The sequence below is a fragment of the Lactobacillus sp. LL6 genome (assembly GCF_007570935.1).
In the GTDB taxonomy this organism is placed as follows: Bacteria; Bacillota; Bacilli; order Lactobacillales; family Lactobacillaceae; genus Lactobacillus.
In genome coordinates, this window is the sequence record NZ_VLLR01000001.1 from 332340 (window position 1) to 351253 (window position 18914).

The 18914-nt window shown below is 33.2% G+C and carries 16 protein-coding genes and 1 pseudogene; 15 read left to right on the forward strand and 2 right to left on the reverse strand.

Going from position 1 to position 18914, the window contains the following annotated elements; all coding sequences use genetic code 11:
• Positions 1-3 precede the first annotated feature (3 nt).
• Positions 4-1098, forward strand: a complete 1095-nt coding sequence (locus FOD82_RS01615) for an HlyD family efflux transporter periplasmic adaptor subunit (RefSeq protein WP_144354767.1) — start codon at positions 4-6, stop codon at positions 1096-1098.
• Between the two features lie 53 nt (positions 1099-1151).
• Here FOD82_RS01615 and cbpA read toward each other — a convergent pair whose 3' ends face one another.
• Together cbpA and FOD82_RS01625 are read right to left on the reverse strand one after the other, a co-directional pair.
• Positions 1152-1856 carry a cyclic di-AMP binding protein CbpA gene (gene cbpA / locus FOD82_RS01620; RefSeq protein ID WP_144354768.1) on the reverse strand — a complete coding sequence of 235 codons (705 nt, stop codon included), beginning with the start codon at positions 1854-1856 and terminating at the stop codon, positions 1152-1154.
• 178 nt (positions 1857-2034) lie between these two features.
• The gene (locus FOD82_RS01625; protein ID WP_144354769.1) at positions 2035-3006 is read right to left on the reverse strand and encodes an L-lactate dehydrogenase; all 972 of its coding nucleotides are present in this window, start codon (positions 3004-3006) and stop codon (positions 2035-2037) included.
• Between the two features lie 160 nt (positions 3007-3166).
• Here FOD82_RS01625 and pth point away from each other — a divergent pair, with 160 nt between their 5' ends.
• The 14 genes and pseudogenes from pth to FOD82_RS01695 form a co-directional block, all read left to right on the forward strand.
• A complete protein-coding gene (pth, locus tag FOD82_RS01630; RefSeq protein WP_144354770.1) occupies positions 3167-3724 on the forward strand; it encodes an aminoacyl-tRNA hydrolase in 558 nt (185 codons plus the stop codon).
• Position 3725: 1 nt separating this feature from the next.
• Positions 3726-7217: a transcription-repair coupling factor gene (mfd, locus tag FOD82_RS01635; RefSeq protein WP_144354771.1), complete on the forward strand. Its 3492-nt coding sequence runs from the start codon at positions 3726-3728 to the stop codon at positions 7215-7217.
• A 9-nt stretch (positions 7218-7226) separates the two neighbouring features.
• Positions 7227-7469, forward strand: coding sequence for an RNA-binding S4 domain-containing protein (locus FOD82_RS01640; RefSeq protein WP_144354772.1), 243 nt, complete (start codon positions 7227-7229; stop codon positions 7467-7469).
• A 68-nt stretch (positions 7470-7537) separates the two neighbouring features.
• A complete protein-coding gene (locus FOD82_RS01645; RefSeq protein WP_144354773.1) occupies positions 7538-7915 on the forward strand; it encodes a septum formation initiator family protein in 378 nt (125 codons plus the stop codon).
• A complete protein-coding gene (locus FOD82_RS01650; RefSeq protein WP_144354774.1) occupies positions 7912-8271 on the forward strand; it encodes a S1 RNA-binding domain-containing protein in 360 nt (119 codons plus the stop codon). Before FOD82_RS01645 ends, FOD82_RS01650 begins: the two co-directional genes overlap by 4 nt.
• A gap of 39 nt (positions 8272-8310) precedes the next feature.
• Positions 8311-9570, forward strand: a complete 1260-nt coding sequence (gene tilS / locus FOD82_RS01655; protein ID WP_144354775.1) for a tRNA lysidine(34) synthetase TilS — start codon at positions 8311-8313, stop codon at positions 9568-9570.
• Between the two features lie 83 nt (positions 9571-9653).
• Positions 9654-11789, forward strand: coding sequence for an ATP-dependent zinc metalloprotease FtsH (gene ftsH, locus FOD82_RS01660; protein WP_144354776.1), 2136 nt, complete (start codon positions 9654-9656; stop codon positions 11787-11789).
• A 53-nt stretch (positions 11790-11842) separates the two neighbouring features.
• A complete protein-coding gene (gene hslO / locus FOD82_RS01665) occupies positions 11843-12730 on the forward strand; it encodes an Hsp33 family molecular chaperone HslO (protein WP_144354777.1) in 888 nt (295 codons plus the stop codon).
• Between the two features lie 78 nt (positions 12731-12808).
• A complete protein-coding gene (gene dusB / locus FOD82_RS01670) occupies positions 12809-13834 on the forward strand; it encodes a tRNA dihydrouridine synthase DusB (protein ID WP_186277699.1) in 1026 nt (341 codons plus the stop codon).
• 19 nt (positions 13835-13853) lie between these two features.
• The gene (gene lysS, locus FOD82_RS01675; protein WP_144354779.1) at positions 13854-15395 is read left to right on the forward strand and encodes a lysine--tRNA ligase; all 1542 of its coding nucleotides are present in this window, start codon (positions 13854-13856) and stop codon (positions 15393-15395) included.
• Between the two features lie 101 nt (positions 15396-15496).
• Positions 15497-16795 carry a GHKL domain-containing protein gene (locus tag FOD82_RS01680; RefSeq protein ID WP_144354780.1) on the forward strand — a complete coding sequence of 433 codons (1299 nt, stop codon included), beginning with the start codon at positions 15497-15499 and terminating at the stop codon, positions 16793-16795.
• 2 nt (positions 16796-16797) lie between these two features.
• A complete protein-coding gene (locus FOD82_RS01685; RefSeq protein ID WP_144354781.1) occupies positions 16798-17577 on the forward strand; it encodes a LytTR family DNA-binding domain-containing protein in 780 nt (259 codons plus the stop codon).
• 87 nt (positions 17578-17664) lie between these two features.
• Positions 17665-18168 (forward strand): hypothetical protein, encoded by a 504-nt coding sequence (locus tag FOD82_RS01690; RefSeq protein ID WP_144354782.1) that lies wholly within the window; start codon positions 17665-17667, stop codon positions 18166-18168.
• 476 nt (positions 18169-18644) lie between these two features.
• Positions 18645-18869: pseudogene (locus FOD82_RS01695) on the forward strand (amino acid--tRNA ligase-related protein); the annotation flags it as partial.
• Positions 18870-18914 lie beyond the last annotated feature (45 nt).

An 18914-nucleotide genomic window follows, 5' to 3' on the forward strand; every position in this document is an offset into this window, starting at 1 on the left:
TAAATGAATAAAAAATATCTTGAAAGTAGTGAATTTTATTCCGCAAGATTTAATAATTTTTCTACCATGATAATAATTCCAGTTTTTATTTTGTTAGTTACAATAGTTTTATTTTCATTTATTGGAAAACGAGAGATAGATATTGATGGAATGGGGACAATTGAACCTGCTGAAGGAATTGCAAATGTTCAAGCTAGTGTAAATGGCAAAATAATTTATAGTGCTTTAAAAGAAGGGAAAATGGTAAAGAAAAATCAAATTTTATTACGATATAGTAGCAAAGAAAATAAAACTAAACTTGGCTTATATCAAAGTGAAAAAGAATCACTTACTGAACAAATATCTGATTTAAAACTTTTAAGAAAGGGAATACAATCAAATACCAATGTATTTTTATATAAGGATAAATTTGGATATAAAAATGCTTTAAATGATTATTTGGCTCAACGAAAAACATATTTAATTGAAAATGAGCAATTACGTAATGAATCTAAAAAGCGTAAAGGAAAATTAAGTAAAGTAAATAAATATACTATAGAGGAAAATAATCAAAAAATAGATATTTTACAATCAAAGGAATTACAACAAAATTCCCAAGATATAATTAAGGCTCAGGAACAATTAAAAGAACTTAAAAGTAATATTGCCAATATTCATATACAAGATAAGGAATATACTGTAAAAGCTTCTAGAGATGGTGTATTGCATATTAATAATCAATATGCAGAAAATAAGTATATAAATCCTGGAGTCAATGTTGCAGAAATTTATCCTAATTTGAGTAATCAAAACTCCGTTAAATTGATTACATATATATCAGCAGCTGATATATCTTCTGTTAAAGTAGGTCAAGAGATGAGATTTAAAGTAACGAGAAATGTTCCAAAAGATGTCATTCTGTCTGGAATAATAAATGATATTAGTGTATCATCTATGAATTCAAATAAAGGAAATTATTATTGCGTAACTGCATTAGCTAAAGTAACAAACAGTCAAAAAAATCAATTAAAATATGGAATGGATGGCAGTGTTTCAATTATAACTGGAAAAACTACTTTCTTTAATTATTATAAATCTAAAGTGTTTGGAAATAATTGAGTATAAAGAAAAAACAGGACTTTCCAAATTTGGAAGGTCCTATTTTAATACAATTATTCAATTGGTTCGTTAATGAATACGCCCGGGTTTTCATCACTCATAATTGTCATTCCCGCTTGCAAGTCTTCAATTTCAGAGACCACATAACCCTTCTTTTGTAATTTTTCGACAACTGTTTTCATAGTTGTTTCAGAAACACCACTTGGCAACGTAAAGAGGGTTCGACGAACAAAATTACCACCAAGTTCACCAGCAGAAGCATCAAGTGTCATTACACTAGCCATGTTGGAATATTTAGAGATGATTTTTGACATTTTAACTAAGTTTCCGCGAGTATTATCTGATAAAACTGTTAAGACATATGAACCATGTTTAATGTTCCAAGCATCAGATAACATTCTTAAAAGAGCTGCGTGAGTTAAAATACCGTAAAATCTGTTATCTTCATCAAGTACAGAAATATAAGGTAAGTCTTTGATATTGAAGAAAACTTTGAAGAATGGTGAGTTAACTTTAATAGTTTTGGTTGCATTCTTAAGTAAATAAGTTACAGGTAAAGTCATATCGCCGCCTTGGGATTTATGACGGTAGATGTGCATCTTGTAAATATTGCCGCGGAAGATTGTACCAGTATCATCTAAGATAGGAACACATCTAAAGCCAGAATCTTCAAGAATCTTTAATGCTTCTTCTAAAGTTGCTTTTTCATTGACTGTAGTCAAGTAGTCCTTTTTAAGAACCAATGATTTAATAAGCATATTTTGTCCTCCAATGGATGTTCATGTATAAAAGTTTGCACATAATTATAGCACAGGTATATTTAAAATTAAATATAAATTAAAACACCTTAACTAAAAACTCAACTCTATTTTAGCATTTTAAACAAAAGAAAAAAGCATCTTCTTAATGAAGATGCTTTTTAATGTAAATATGGAATTATTGACGAACCTTAACGCCAGTTTCTTCGAAGGCCTTGTCCATAACCTTCTTCAATTGGTCAGCTGAAGCGTGCATCTTTTCCATTTCATCGTCGCTTAATGGCATTTCGATGATTTGTTCAAGACCTTGACGACCAACAACAGCTGGAGTACCAATGTGCAAGTCGTTTAAGCCGTATTGACCATCCATTGGAACTGAAAGTGGAAGAACACGGTGTTCGTTGTTCAAGATAGCCTTAGTAATCATTGCTAAAGCAGTACCGATTCCGTAGAATGTAGCACCCTTCTTGTTAATGATGTCGTAAGCCATGTTAGCAACTTCCTTGTGCATTTCTTCAAGCTTGTCTTCGCTAACGCCGTTCTTCTTCATCCAGTCAGTAACCTTAACGCCACCAACATTGTTGTAGCTCCATACTGGGAATTCAGTATCACCGTGTTCACCAAGCATGTAAGCATTAACTGAAGCTGGGTCAACGTTTTCCATTTGAGCGATAACCTTTTGAAGACGACCAGTGTCAAGTGAAGTACCTGAACCGATTACACGGTCCTTAGGGAAACCTGACATTCTCCAAGTTGCGTGAGTCAAAATGTCAACAGGGTTTGCAGCTACCAAGAAGATACCGTCAAAGCCTGATTCAACGATTGGTTCAACAATTGAAGATAAGATCTTCAAGTTCTTGTTTACAAGGTCAAGACGAGTTTCGCCTGGCTTTTGTGGAGCACCAGCTGAGATAACAACTAAGTCAGCATCCTTTGCGTCTGCGTATTCTGCTGAGTAGATCTTCTTAGGTGCGATCCAAGGAGTAGCGTCAGCTAAGTCGATAGCGTCACCTTCAGTTCTTTCCTTAACGATATCAACAATACCCAATTCTTGAGCAATACCTTGTTGTACAAGTGAGAATGCGTAAGTAGAACCTACAGCACCGTCACCAACAAGAATAATCTTATGAGGTCTTTCGTCTCTTGACATATTTAAAGTCTCCTTTTAATTAGTGATTATGTTAACAAAAGCATTATATCATGGAAAACGCATTTTTGTCAGCAATTGCTATTTAATAGGCGCAAAAATAAATGATTTTTCCAGTTTGTGTTATAGTAGAAAAAGAAAAAATAGAGGAGTATATAATATAATGAAAATTATTGCAGGTTTAGGAAATCCAGGTAAAAAATACGATAGAACTAAGCACAATACTGGTTTTATGGCACTTGATAATTATTTAGAAAAAAATAATCTAACTTTAGACAAAGATAAGTTCGATGGAAAGTGGACTAAGCAAAAAATCAACGGTGAAGATGTGGTATTGCTTGAGCCACAAACCTTCATGAATGATTCTGGTAAGTCAGTTGCACAAGTTGCAAACTTTTTCAAAGTTAAGCCAGAAGATGTCTTAATTATTCAAGATGATATGGATATGCCAATTGGAAAAATCCGTATTCGTGCAAATGGTAAGTCAGGTGGTCACAATGGAATTAAGAGTATTATTCGCGATTTAGGGACTGAAAAGTTTAATAGATTGAAAATTGGTATTCGCCATCCAGAAAAAACTAGCGTTGTATCTTGGGTACTTACCCCATTTGATAAAGACCAACAAAAATTGATGGATGACGCATTTAATACTAGTGAAGGAATTATTGATGACTTTATAAATGGTCATGATAGTCAATATTTAATGAACAAGTACAATTAAAATGCAGGTAACAGATTTTTTAAAACAAGATCAAGAATTAACAGATTTTATTCAAAAAACTAAAAAAGTAAAGAACTCAATGGTCACTGGCGCAAGCGCCGGTGCTTTTAGTCTGCTTTTAAAAGAAATTCAAAGTGGAATTGATGGTCCTTTAATAGTAATTGAAGAAAATGAAAATAAGGCTCAAAATACTTACGCCAAATTAAATTCAATCATGCCTAATGGAACTGTTGAGATTTTTCCAGTAGATGCAACAATTGCTACTCAATCTGCCATCCAGTCTCCAGATGAGATGGCTAGCAGAATCTCAGCACTTAATTTGCTCTTGTCAGGTAAGGGGATTGTGGTTACTACGCCGCAAGGGCTGCAGTATAAGTTATCTACTCCAGTTGATTTTCAAAATGCTAAAAAGAAGTTTGCTCCTGAAATGGAGTACAACTTAAAGGAATTAAATTCTTGGCTAGTAGAATCAGGCTATAAAAAAGAAGCCATGATTGCTAGACCGGGAGAGTTTGCAATTCGTGGAGATATTTTGGATATTTATCCGTTAGATCAAGAAAATCCAATTAGAATTGAATTCTTTGGTGATGAAATTGATACTATTAAAGAATTTGATTTAGCAACTCAACGCAGTATTGAAGAAGTTGAAGCAGTAGTTATTGCTGCAGCTCAAGATCGTGTTTTTTCAACTAAAGAAATAAAACAAGCTGCTTCAAAAATTCAAGAGCAAATGGCTAATGCACCAGCTCCAGAAAAAAGTGTCAAAGATCACTTTACTCAAAGCTTAGACGAATTAAATGCAGGAGACTTGCCAAGTAATTATTCTTTTTTGGTTGACTTTTTAATTGAAAAACCAAGCAGCTTATTAGAATATTTACCTAAAAATGGTGAAATTTTACTTAATGATTGGCCTTTAATTGAACAAAATGTAAAAACCGTTGATGAGCAAAATGCTAGTTTTATTGATGATGAATTAAAAACTGGGGCATTTTTGCCAGGACAAGAATTGCGGGAAAACTTTAAAGAAGTTCTGAAAAAAGATCAACATCATCGGATTTATTTTTCATTATTTCAAAGAAGCTTAGGGCGTATTCGCTTAGGACAAATATTTAATTGGGCAACTAGAGAACCTGAACAATTCTTTAGTCAAATGCCAATGATTAAAACAGAAATTGAATCTTATCAAAAATCAGGATTAACTGTTGTTTTACAAGCTGATAATAAAAAAAGAGCTAAGCAAATGCAGGAAAATTTTGAAGATTTTGGTTTAACAATTCCTGTTGTAGATAAAAAAGATTTGCTTGAAAATAGAACCCAAATTACGGTTGATGGGTTTAGCCAAGGCTTTAATTTACCAAACTCTAACTTTGTTTATTTAACTGAAAGAGAGTTGTTTAACAAGCAAAATAAGCCCAAACGCCGAATTAAAACTCTTGAAAACGCCCAAAGATTACGCAATTATACTGAATTAAAGCCGGGTGATTATGTAGTTCATATTAATCACGGAATTGGCCGTTTTGAAGGAATTCAAACTTTAGAAAATAATGGTGTAAAGCGGGATTATATAACAATCACTTATCAAAAAGGTGACCAATTATTTGTTCCAGCTGATCAATTAAGCTTAGTACAAAAATATGTAGCCTCTGAAGGTAAAACTCCCCACATCAATAAACTTGGTGGTAGTGAATGGGCTAAGACTAAGCGTAAAGTTCAATCAAAAGTAGAAGATATTGCTGATAACTTGATTGATTTATATGCAAAACGTGAAGCTGAAAAGGGTTTTGCTTTTTCTCCAGATGATGATTTACAACGTAAGTTTGAAGATGCTTTTCCATATGTGGAAACCCCAGATCAGCTTCGTTCAAGTAAAGAAATCAAAGAAGATATGGAAAAACCAAAACCAATGGATCGCTTGGTTGTAGGAGATGTTGGTTTTGGTAAAACTGAAGTGGCAATGAGAGCTGCTTTTAAGGCAGTTCAAGATAATAAGCAAGTTGCTTTTTTAGTGCCGACAACAATTCTTGCACAGCAGCATTTTGAAAATATGCAGGACCGTTTCAAAGATTTTCCTGTAAATATTGCAATGTTATCTCGTTTTCAAACACCAACAGAATCTAAGCGAATCATTGAAGAACTAAAAGAAGGCAAAATTGATATTGTCGTTGGAACTCACCGAATTTTGTCCAAAGATGTAGAGTTTAATGACTTAGGTCTTTTGATAGTTGATGAAGAGCAGCGCTTCGGGGTTAAACATAAAGAGCGTCTCAAGCAATTAAAAGCAAATATTGATGTATTAGCTTTAACCGCTACACCAATTCCGCGGACACTTCATATGTCAATGGTTGGTGTACGTGACTTATCAGTTATGGAAACACCTCCACAGAATCGTTATCCTATTCAAACTTATGTTATGGAGCAAATTCCTAGTGTAGTTAGGGATGCGTGTTTACGTGAAATGCAACGAGATGGTCAAGTTTTTTATTTACATAATAGAATTGGTGATATTGATGAAGTTGTACAGAATTTACAAGCACTTTTACCAAATGCTAGAATCGCAAGTGCTCACGGACGCATGAGTCAAAATCAACTTGAAGATATTCTGTATCGTTTTTTAAATCGTGAGTTTGATATCTTAGTAACAACAACAATTATTGAAACTGGAATTGATATGCCAAATGTTAACACCATGATTATTGAGGATGCTGATAAATATGGCTTAAGTCAGCTTTATCAATTACGAGGTAGAATTGGTCGAAGTGCTCGCTTAGCATATGCTTACTTCTTATATCAACCAAATAAAGTTTTAACTGAAGTTGGAGAAAAGCGTCTTGACGCTATTCGCGACTTTACAGAACTTGGTTCAGGATTTAAAATTGCAATGCGCGACTTATCAATTCGTGGAGCTGGTAATATGCTTGGTGCGCAGCAACATGGCTTTATTGATAGTGTTGGGTATGATTTGTATTCACAAATGCTTAGTGATGCTATTAAAGCACGAAAAGGCAAAGCGATTGTTAAAAAGACTAATGCTGAAATTGACCTTGGCTTTGAATCTTATATTCCTGATAGTTATATACCTGATCAAGAAGAAAAGATTGAATTTTATAAGAAAATAAAAGAGGCTACAAATGAAAGTGAACTTGATAATATTCAAGATGAATTAATTGATCGTTTTGGAGATTATCCACTTCCTGTAGAAAATCTGCTTGCAATAGCTAATTTAAAAGTTGAGGCAGATTTGACGCAAGCTTTAATGGTTGCAAAAGTTAACGGTAAAATTAAAGTAGAATTTAATCAAGCAGCTTCTCGGGAATTAGAAGGACCGAATATCTTTAAGTCCCTTGAGCATGTAAACATGAAAGCACGAGTTAGTTTGACACCAGAGAAAAATTTGGTTGTTTTGTTACAGGAACCCGATAAAATGAATAATCGAATGCTAGTTAATGAGTTAACTACTTTTTTAAAAGCAGCTGGTGACATTATTAATCGATAGGAGAAAAATATGAGAATTGATAAATTTTTAAAAGTATCACGTTTAGTTAAGAGAAGAACAGTAGCTAAGGAAATGACTGAAAAAGGTCGTATTAAGGTTAATGATCGAATTGTTAAATCAAGTTATGATGTCAAGCTTGGAGATGTAATTGAAATAACATATGGTCAAAGAATTGTTAAAGCAAAAGTGCTTAATATTCGGGAAACCACTAAAAAAGCAGAAGCAAGTGACTTGTACGAATTAATTGATTAATGATTATGTTTTTGGATGCTGGTATAATAAGGGTTGTTGTTACAACCAAAAAATAGGGGATATAGAAAATGAATAACGGTCCACGACTTTATAATTCAATTAGTCCTGAAGAGCGAGATGCCCGATTAAGACGAAAACAAGAAAAAAGGCAAAAAGAAGTACATCAATTAAGAAGAAATAGGTTAATTGCTATTTTTGCAATTATTTTTGTATTTCTAGGTGTGCAGATTTCGATTAAAATTGCACAAACTCAAAGAATTAACAGTGATGTACAAGCTTCTAAGAAAATTCTCAATAAAGTTAAGTTAGAGCATAAAGAGCTTAAAACTAGAAGAGATGACTTACAGGATCCGGATTATGTTGCAAAAATGGTCCGTTATAAGTTTATGTATTCAAAACCAAATGAAAAAATTTACAATGTACCCGAGGGACAAAATAGTAAATGAAATATCAAGTAGGACAGCGCGTGAGCGGTGTAATTAATAATATTACGGATCTTGGAATATTTTTAACATTACCAGGAAAACGTAGCGGTTTGATTCATCATAGTGATTTTGAAAATAATTGGGCTCGTGAAAGAATGCAGCATAGAGTCGGAGATGAACTGCGAGTTGTAGTACTGCATACTTACAAGGGAAGGTTGAGTTTATCGCTTAGCCGAGTTAATGATGCCTCATTAGTAGATCAAAACAATCAATTTTCGAATACTAAGGTACAAGATTTTGAAGATGTGATGAATAAAACTGCTAAAGATGCTGCTAAAGAAATTAAACATTTGAAAGCAGAACTTGAAAAATATTAAAAGATGACTGAAAGAGTCATCTTTTTTCTTAGGTAAATAATGAAAATAGAAAAATTCTTTAAAACTAATAAAATTAAACTTAATAATCAAACTTTAGTCGTAGCAGCAAGTGCGGGACCAGATTCAATGGCGCTTTTAAAAATGCTGGCTGAAATGCGTGCTAAATATAAAATTAGATTGATTGCAGCTCACTTTGATCATCAATTGCGAAAAGATTCAGAAGAAGAAAGCATTTTGCTGAGAAAATTTTGTCAAGATGAAGAGATTGAGTTAATAATCAAAAAATGGACAAATCCTATAAAAGGTAAAGGGTTAGAAGCTGCTGCAAGAAAAGCACGTTATGCTTTTTTAACTGAAACAGTTAAGAAGGCAAATGCTGCGTACTTACTTACAGCGCATCATGGGGATGATTTAATTGAGAATATTTTACTTAAGTTTATTCGCTCAGGTAACCCCAGTGAGATGAATAGTCTTCAAGAAATCGGAAAAATGAATGGTGTCACTTTACTCAGACCATTATTTGATTTTGAAAAGCAAGAGTTGCTAGATTATGATAAAAAGTTTGGAATTACTTATGTAGTCGATTCAACAAATAACGAAGATGCAGTTTTGCGTAATAGATTGCGGCACCATGTGGTTCCATTACTAAAACAAGAAAATAATAATTTGGTGGAAAATGCGGTTAGATTTAGTCATCAAATGAAGTCATTGACAAGTTTAGCAAGTACAAGATTTGCTAAGATTCCAATTTATTCTTTTTTAGATGTTGCTTTTAGAGCAAAAACTAACGCCATTGAACAATTATCTTCAACAGAACAAATAGAGTTTTGGCAGGAGGTAATTTGGCAAAAGTATCATCGGCGTGTTAATAAAAATTTGGGAGATTATAGAATAAAGCAATATCAAGGGTATTATTATCTCATACCGAATAAAGTGAAAGGTATAAAATCTCCCATTCAAAAAATAGAGCTAGATAAGAAATTTATTTTTCGAAATGAGCGGTTTTTATTAACAAGTGTTAAAAAGAGTGCTTATACTTTAATTGGTGACTTTTGGGCAGAAAGTGCTGATTTTAGTGCTGGCAGTTTGAATAGTGGGGCAAAATTACTTCTTCAAAATGGGCATCACGTGAAAAGTAAGAAAAAATTTGCTCAAGCAGCAATTCCGAGTTCTTTAAGAACATTTTGCTTAACAATTTATCAAAATAAAGAACCCGTTTTTGTAGAAAAAACTTACCAAAATCAGAAACAATCTGTCGAATTATCACATTATTATATTTATCAATTAAAAAAAGCATAAGTTCCTCTAAAAAATTAGAGTAAAAGCACTTTTTGTGTTAAACTTTTAATCGTATATATTTAGAAACTTTGCGGAGGTTTTTTATGAAGAATAACCGGAATCGGCTATTATCAAATGGCCTATTCTACATAGTTGTGTTCCTTCTGCTCCTATGGGGAATCAACTGGGCACTCGGCGGAAACAGCAATAGCGGAGGTAGCGAGAATATTAGTTACTCCGAATTTGTAAAAGATTTGCGTCAAGGCAAAGTTAAAAACTTTAGTGTTCAACCTGCAAACGGAGTTTATACTGTTTCAGGTAGCTATAAGAAAGCACAAAAGACTACGAGTCAACAAAACAACAGCTTCGATTTCTTTAATGGAAGCTCTAGTAAAGAAGTTACACGTTTTTCAACAACGATGCTTCAAAATGACTCTAGTGTAAATACTGTGCAAACTTTGGCACAACAAAATAATGCTCGGATGACTACACAAGGAGAATCACAATCAGGCAATTGGATTTCAACTATTGTTATGATTGTACCAACTATTTTATTCATTGTTATGCTTTGGATGATGATGAATCAAAGTGGTGCTGGACGCGGAAACGGCGGAATAATGAATTTTGGTCGTTCACACGTTAAGCCAGAAGATCCTTCTAAGAATAAGGTTCGTTTCTCTGACGTAGCCGGTGAAGAAGAAGAAAAACAAGAATTAGTTGAAGTTGTAGAATTTTTGAAAAATCCTGCAAAATATACTAAGTTAGGTGCAAGAATACCATCTGGTGTTTTACTTGAGGGTCCTCCTGGTACTGGTAAGACACTTTTAGCAAGAGCCGTTGCTGGTGAAGCTAATGTGCCATTTTACTCAATTTCTGGTTCAGATTTTGTTGAAATGTTTGTTGGTGTTGGTGCAAGCCGTGTACGTGACTTGTTCTCAAATGCTAAGAAAAACGCTCCAAGTATTATCTTTATTGATGAAATTGATGCCATTGGTCGTCGACGTGGCAATGGCATGGGTGGTGGAAACGATGAACGTGAACAAACCTTGAACCAATTGTTGGTTGAAATGGATGGGTTTGAAGGCGATGAAGGAGTAATAGTTATTGCCGCAACTAACCGTTCAGATGTTTTAGACCCTGCATTGCTGCGTCCTGGTCGTTTTGACCGTAAAGTATTAGTTGGACGCCCAGATGTGCGCGGTCGTGAAGCTATTTTGAAGGTTCACGCTCGTAATAAGCCTTTAGCTCCTGATGTTGATTTGAAAGAAGTTGCTCGTCAAACTCCAGGATTTGTAGGTGCAGATCTTGCTAATGTTTTGAATGAAGCGGCATTAGTAGCAGCTCGTAGAAATGGTACTGAAATTACCGCATCAGATATTGATGAAGCTGAAGATCGTGTAATTGCAGGTCCTGCTAAGAAGGATAGTATTATTTCTGAAAAAGAACGTCGTCGCGTTGCTTTCCACGAAGCAGGTCACTCAATTGCTGGGTTAGTATTAAGCGATTCACGTACTGTTAGAAAAGTTACTATTGTTCCAAGAGGCCGTGCTGGTGGATACAACATTATGCTTCCTAAAGATGATCAAAATATCTTAACTAAGAAAGCATTATTTGAACAAATTGTTGGTTTCATGGGTGGTCGTGCTGGTGAAGTGGCTGTGTTTGGTGATCAATCTACAGGTGCTTCTAATGACTTTGAACAAGCAACTCAAATCGCTCATAGCATGGTTGTTAACTATGGTATGACTAAAGAATTAGGTATGGTTGAACTTGAAAAAGAGGGCGAATCTAATCCTTACGGTGTTAAACCATATAGTGAAGCTACTGCAGCTAAAATTGATGAAGCTGTAAAGAGCATTTTAGATAAGGCTTATGAAAAAGCTCTTGAAATCGTTGAAAACAACCGTGAAACTCATAAAATTATCGCCGAAGCTCTTCTTAAGTATGAAACTTTGAATGAAAAGCAAATCTTGTCATTGTACAAGACAGGTAAAATGCCAGAAAAGGACGCAGATGAATATCCAAGCGAAAGCAAAGCTTCAACTTATGAGGAAGCAAAGGCTGCTGCTGAAAAGAAAGAAGTTCTTAAGGCTGAACAAAAGAATGATTCTGAAGCTGCTGATGAAGAATCAAAGAACGAATTGAATACTCCATCAGAAAAGGAAATTTCTAAGTCTGAAAATCCAGAAGCTAAAGCAGATAAGCCCGAACAGGATGATAAATCTGGAGACGATAAATAAAATTGAAAAATAGGGCCGTGTGGCTCTATTTTTTTAATTACAGGAGAAAAGTTATGAATGATTATTTAGTAAAAGCAATTGATAAAACAAAAAACTTACGATTATTAACAGTAAATGCCAAAGAAATGATTGCAGAAGCACAAAAACGCCATGATACTTGGTCTGCTTCTTCTGCAGTTTTAGGCAGAACCTTAATTGGAGGACTTTTATTAGCCGCTGCTAGTTTAACGGATAAAGAAGAATTAACAGTGCGACTTTTAGGTAATGGTCCGGTTGGTGCAACGGTGGTTACTGCTAAAGCTGATTATACTGCCAAGGGCTATGTACAAAATCCTCATATTGCTCTTCCACCTAGAAGTGATGGACATATTGATGTAAAAAAAGCAGTTGGTCAAGGGTGGTTTGAAGTTACCAAAGATTTAGGATTAAAAGAACCCTACACTGGTCAAGTTCCAATTGTATCGGGTGAAATCGCTGAAGATTTTACTTATTATTTAACTAAATCAGAACAAATTCCATCAGCTGTTGGACTTTCAGTTTTTGTTAATCCTAATAATACAATTGGTGCGGCTGGAGGCTTCATGCTTCAAGCTTTGCCTGGAGCCAGTGATGAGTTAATTGATAAAACTGTAAAAAGAATTAATGCCCTTCCTCAACTTTCTAGTTCATTTTTAGATGGAATGACACCAGAAGATTTAGCACGTAAAATTTTAGGCACTGATTGCAAAATTCTTGAAAAACAAGATGTTCATTATGCTTGCGACTGTTCAAAGGAAAAATATGCAGATATTTTGACTACATTAAAAGATTCACAACTTAATGAAATGATTAATGAAGATCACGGAGCAGAACTTACTTGCAATTTCTGTGGTGATAAGTATCATTTTAGTGAAGATGAATTAAAAGAAATTTTGGCAAAGAAAAATAATCAAAAAGATTAATTTTTATCTTAAAAGTCCCTTATGGTTTGCCATGACGGGCTTTTTTGTTATTATAGAGATATTTGAAAGGATGATTTGGTGGATAATAGCTGGAAAATACGCGATATCACCATTCCAAATCGAGTTGTTGTTGCACCAATGGCAGGAGTTTCTAACTCTGCATTTCGAATGGTCTGCAAGGAATTCGGTGCGGGATTGGTAGTATGTGAGATGATTTCTGATCATGGTATCATTTATCGAAATAAAAAGACGCTCAGAATGATGGAAGTAGATCCTCGTGAGCACCCAGTAAGTATTCAGATTTTTGGCGGAACTGAAGAAACGCTCCTTGAAGCAGCGCGCTATGTTGATCAAAATACTGATGCTGACATTATTGACATTAATATGGGCTGTCCAGTTCCAAAAGTTACAAAAACTGATGCGGGAAGTAAGTGGCTACTTGATTCAAATAAAATTTATCAAATGGTTCATGCGGTTGTGCAAAATGTTGAAAAACCAGTTACTGTTAAGATGAGAATTGGCTGGGATAGAAAGCATATTTTTGCAGTAGAAAATGCCTTAGCTGCTCAAGAAGCTGGTGCTTCAATGATTGCAATGCATGGTAGAACTCGTAAACAAATGTATCAAGGAGAAGCTGACTGGGAGACACTTCATGATGTAGCTCAAGTGCTTGATGTTCCATTTGTAGCAAATGGTGATATTACCACTCCAGAACTTGCAAAAAAAGCGCTAGATGAAATTGGTTCAACTGCTGTAATGGTAGGTAGAGCAGCGCTGGGGAATCCTTGGATTTTGAAAGATATGACTCATTATCTTGAAACTGGAGAAAAATTAAAACCTCAAACTGTACGTGAACGTGTAGAAACTGCTGAACATCAGCTTGATGGTCTGGTAAAATTAAAGGGTGAAAAGATTGCTGTTCCAGAATTTCGTCAGCAAGCTGCATATTATTTAAAGGGAATTCCCCGTTCAGCTCGTACTCGTGCTAAAATAAATGAAGTCTGGACACGTCAAGAGGTATATGATTTGCTTGATAATTTTGTAGATGAATATGAAAAACGTCAAGCTGAAAAATTATCACGACGTGAAGCAATGGACAAGTAAAAGATGGAGGAATAATCAATTGGCAAAAAAAGAAATGAATGACCAATTAATCGCTCGTCGTACTAAGATGGACGAAATGCGTGAAAATGGAATCGAACCTTTTGGCGTAAGAAAGTTTGATCGTCAAGACTTAGCTCGCACTTTAGATGAAAAGTACAGTAATGAAGATAAAGATGAATTAAATGCTGATATGCCTATGACCAAGATTGCAGGTCGTATGCTTGCAAAGCGTGGTAAGGGTAAGGTTGGTTTTGCTGATCTTTATGACCGTACTGGTAAGATTCAAATCTACGTACGTAAAGATATCGTTGGCGAAGATAACTACAAGATTTTTAAGAAATCAGATATTGGTGACTTCTTAGGAATTGATGGTGAAGTTATGAAGACTGATACTGGTGAGTTAACTATTCGTGCAACTCACGTAACTTTCTTATCAAAGGCACTTCGCCCACTTCCTGATAAGTACCATGGTTTAAAGGATGTTGAACAAATTTATCGTCAACGTTACTTAGACCTTATCACTAATCGTGAAAGCTACATGCGTTTTGTTCACCGTACTCAAATTATTCAAGCAATCCGTAAGTACTTAAACGACCGTGACTTCTTAGAAGTTGAAACTCCAGTACTTCACAACATCCCAGGTGGTGCTGAAGCTCGTCCATTTATTACTCACCACAATGCTTTGGATATTAACCTTTACATGAGAATTGCTTTGGAACTTCCATTGAAGCGTCTTATTGTTGGTGGTATGGAAAGAGTTTACGAAATTGGTCGTGTATTCAGAAACGAAGGTGTTGACACTCGTCACAACCCTGAATTTACTGAACTTGAAACTTATGCAGCTTACTGGGACTTCCATGATGTAATGGATGAGGCAGAAGGTATTATTAAGGCTGCTGCAAAGGTTGTAACTGATGATGGTAAGGTTAACTATCAAGGTACTGAAATTGACCTTGGTAAGCCATTCCGCCGTGTTCACATGGTTGATATTATCAAGGAACAAACTGGCGTAGACTTCTGGAAGCCAATGACACTTGAAGAAGCTAAGAAGGTTGCTGAAGAACATGGAATCCATGTTGAACCATTCTGGAAGGTTGGTCACATTATCAATGCCTTCTTTGAAGAATTTGGTGAAAAGTCAATTGTTAACCCAACTTTTGTATATGGTCACCCAGTTGAAGTTTCTCCACTTGCTAAGAAGAATGCAGATGATCCAAGATTTACTGACCGTTTCGAAATCTTCATTATGGGTACTGAATACGGTAATGCCTTTAGTGAATTGAACGATCCAGATGACCAACGCGAACGTTTTGAAGCACAAATGGCAGAAAGAGAAGCTGGTAACGATGAAGCTGATATGATTGACGAAGATTACCTTCGTGCAATGGAATTCGGTATGCCACCAACAGGTGGACTTGGAATCGGTATTGACCGTTTGGTAATGCTCTTAACTGACGCTCCAGCCATTCGTGATGTACTTCTCTTCCCAACAATGCGTCCTGAAAAAGTGGAAGACATTGATGCAGAAGTACAAGCTGATTTAGAAAAGAAAAATAAGTAATTTAGCTTTTGGCTGAATTAAATAGTTTTAATTTTTAAAATAAAAAAGTACAATTAATACCAAATCTATTAGTTGTACTTTTTTTATACTCTGGAGGATATATGAATATAGAATTAGTTACTTTAACAATAACAATAGTTAGTTTTTTATGTTGGACTGCTTTTGACTATTATGGGTTTTATTTAATCTCAACAATAAAATTTCAAGTTAGAGATTTAGAATTAATAATTTGTTTCTTAATTTCTATAGCAATTTCTGTAGTAAACTTATGGTTTAGTATTATTGCAAGTGCTTCAGAAATTATAATTTTTTATTTATGGTTTAGAAATAGACAAAAATCAAAATTTATTGTAATAGGTAGTATTTTAATTATTCAAATAATTGATATTTTTGGAGATATTTTAATAAATATTTTGCAGATATTTCAATCTGAGACTATTAAAGGAATATTGATTTCAGAATTAACAAATTTAGTTTTATTGGGAATATTTTTTGTTTTACTTTTTAATACTAGAGATAAAATATATAAATTATTAGATTTAAAGTACGGAAAATCTTTTGTTTTTATATTAGGATATTTTTATATTTCAACTGAATTGTTTTCTGCAATTATTGAGATAGAAAATAATAGGAAAATTATAATCGCTGCTTTATTTGGGATAATAATATTACAATCTATTTTTATATCCGTAGCTTTTTATTTTAATTATTCTATAAATAAAAAATTGTTGGATGCTAATCAACAGCAACAATTACAACAACATTTAAGCGATGTAGAAGAGTATGCAGAATATTTGGAATCAAATGAAGATGATTTACGAAGGTTTAAACATGATGTTAAAAATTTGTTGTCTTCTATTAAGTTAGCAAGCAACTTTGAAGCGGATGTATTAGTGGATTATGTAGAAAATTATGTAGATGAAAATACTTTAAAAGCATACAAAGATTTGAATCATTTAAAAATGAAACCATTAAAAAATTTAGTTCTGACTAAAATAGCAACGATGATTAGTAAAAATATCAATTATAATTTTGAGTGTACACAAATAATTAAAAATATACCTAACAATCTTCAGATATTTGATTTAGTACGAATATTAGGAATCGCTTTTGATAATGCTATTGAGGCTAGTGAAAAAAATATTATAGGGAGACATATCGATATCATGTTTTATAAAAATGAAGAGCAGGGGATAGAAGTTGAGATAAGAAATTCATTTGATAATAAAAATTTAGATATCAATAAGATATTTTCAAGAGGGTTCACAACAAAAAAAGAACATAATGGAGATGGATTATTTAATGTAAGAGAATTGATTTCTAAATATTCCAATTTATCTTTAGACGTATATACTGAAAATGATAATTTTATTTTTTATTTAGTTATTGATGAGGGATAGTTTTGACAAAGATACCGGTACTTATTTGTGATGATAATAATATTATTTTAAATAAATTGGAAAAAATGATAAATATAGCTGCGAATATGTTAGATGAAAATGGAGAAGATGACGAAATAATTTTAAATATAAGTAAGGCAACATCTTATAATGAAGCTGAAAAATTTGTTGAAAGTAATAGTATGAAGAATGGAATCTATTTTTTGGATATAGAGTTAAGTAATAATAAAGATGATAAATCTGGAATTGATTTAGCTGAACAGATAAAGATGATAGATAAGATGGCAAAAATAGTCTTTATCACTAGTTATAAAGATATGGCATTTTTAACTTATAAACGTAGAATTGGAGCGATAGACTATATTATTAAATCTTGGGATAATATTTCTTCAATGCAAAAGCGATTAAATGATACATTAGAAAATATTATTCATGAATATTCGGCAAATAAGAAAAGAAAACATATAGTTTATAGATTAGGTACTAGAGTTATATATCTTGATTATGATAGGTTGTATTATATTGAAACGGCTAACGTGTCACATAAGTTAAATATTGTAAAAGATAGTGGTGTATCATTTATAACAGGAAATTTAACGAGTTTTGAAAAAGATAATCCAGATTTGCTACGAATTTCACAATCATATTTAATAAATCCTAAAAATGTAATAGAAATTAATATAACAGAAAACAGTGTGGTTTTTCCTAACGGTAATCATGTTAAATACTCAAGAAAAATGAGAAGTTATATGAAAAAATGGCAAAATGAGCAACTAAAATGACAAAATAGGATATTTCTTTAAAAAATATTTTTATAACAATTATGATTATAACTGTTGATTGAAAAATGTTTTTAGGAGGAATTAATTATGAAACAACCAGTAAAAAAATTGGGAATTGCTATGGCAACAATTGCCGTATTAGGGAGTATTACTCTAACAAGTGTAGCGAATGCAGCAGTGAAAGATAGTGATGATGAAGTTAAGACTATTAGTAGTATTGCTGATTTGAATAATTTGTCAGACCAACAATTTTTAAAAATCGTTGGTGGTTTAAATAATGATGACTTAAGTCAATTATCATCTTCCGATATAAGAGATTTAAGCACACAACTTAAATCCGATATGAATAATCCATATAAAACTGAAGTTGGATATACATCTATTGCTAAAGCTGTATTGAAAGTTTGGAAGAAAATTCCTTCAGGAATAAAGAAAAAGATTGCAAAGTATACTAGTTTGGGTGGATTATTAAAAGCAATTGATCACTTTACTGGTGGAGAAGAATATGTGATTTATCATGCTCTAAGATATTGTCACGTGCCAGCTAATATCGCACATGTTGCTACAAAAATAATTACATTATTTATTTAAGGTTATGAGAGATTTTCAAAGAGAAAGATATATAAAATATCTAACTTATACGTTCGTTAATATATTTTTTTGGATAATAATGCTCGTTTTACTTTTTGTAGAACTATTTATTAGTATCTTTTGGATGCACAATTTTGTGTTGTTCATAATAAGTTTATTAGAAGCGATTATAGTTTTTGGAATACAAAAATTATTACAGAAAAAGTGGCGAAAAAGATATGATAATATTAAATATAAAAATATAATAATAAATAGTTCGCAGGTAAAAATAGCAACTCTTAATTTTAAAGTTGTAAACTTATTTGTTATAGTTAGTTTTAGTTTATGGATTGGAACAATTTTGTATATGTCTTTAAATCTAAATGAAATAATACTATTAACTATTGTTGGAGCTACATTTGTAAGTATGCTTACAGTTTTGGGTATAATAATAAGTTCTATTTATTATTCAATAAAAAAATAATAGCTAATGCGAACGTTTTGAAGCACAAATGGCAGAAAGAGAAGCTGGTAACGATGAAGCTGATATGATTGACGAAGATTACCTTTGTACAATGGAATTCGGTATTGATCGTTTGGTAATGCTCTTAACTGACGCTCCAGCCATTCGTGATGTACTTCTCTTCCCAACAATGCGTCCTGAAAAAGTGGAAGACATTGATGCAGAAGTACAAGCTGATTTAGAAAAGAAAAATAAGTAATTTAGCTTTTGGCTGAATTAAATAAAGCTCTACATTCATATTGAG

Excerpts from the sequence above, each read along its gene's own strand:
- FOD82_RS01615 (WP_144354767.1), top strand. The coding sequence starts at position 4 with ATGAATAAAAAATATCTTGAAAGTAGTGAATTTTATTCCGCAAGATTT.
- cbpA (WP_144354768.1), bottom strand. The coding sequence starts at position 1,856 with ATGCTTATTAAATCATTGGTTCTTAAAAAGGACTACTTGACTACAGTC.
- FOD82_RS01625 (WP_144354769.1), bottom strand. The coding sequence starts at position 3,006 with ATGTCAAGAGACGAAAGACCTCATAAGATTATTCTTGTTGGTGACGGT.
- pth (WP_144354770.1), top strand. The coding sequence starts at position 3,167 with ATGAAAATTATTGCAGGTTTAGGAAATCCAGGTAAAAAATACGATAGA.
- mfd (WP_144354771.1), top strand. The coding sequence starts at position 3,726 with ATGCAGGTAACAGATTTTTTAAAACAAGATCAAGAATTAACAGATTTT.
- FOD82_RS01640 (WP_144354772.1), top strand. The coding sequence starts at position 7,227 with ATGAGAATTGATAAATTTTTAAAAGTATCACGTTTAGTTAAGAGAAGA.
- FOD82_RS01645 (WP_144354773.1), top strand. The coding sequence starts at position 7,538 with ATGAATAACGGTCCACGACTTTATAATTCAATTAGTCCTGAAGAGCGA.
- FOD82_RS01650 (WP_144354774.1), top strand. The coding sequence starts at position 7,912 with ATGAAATATCAAGTAGGACAGCGCGTGAGCGGTGTAATTAATAATATT.
- tilS (WP_144354775.1), top strand. The coding sequence starts at position 8,311 with ATGAAAATAGAAAAATTCTTTAAAACTAATAAAATTAAACTTAATAAT.
- ftsH (WP_144354776.1), top strand. The coding sequence starts at position 9,654 with ATGAAGAATAACCGGAATCGGCTATTATCAAATGGCCTATTCTACATA.
- hslO (WP_144354777.1), top strand. The coding sequence starts at position 11,843 with ATGAATGATTATTTAGTAAAAGCAATTGATAAAACAAAAAACTTACGA.
- FOD82_RS01680 (WP_144354780.1), top strand. The coding sequence starts at position 15,497 with ATGAATATAGAATTAGTTACTTTAACAATAACAATAGTTAGTTTTTTA.
- FOD82_RS01690 (WP_144354782.1), top strand. The coding sequence starts at position 17,665 with ATGAAACAACCAGTAAAAAAATTGGGAATTGCTATGGCAACAATTGCC.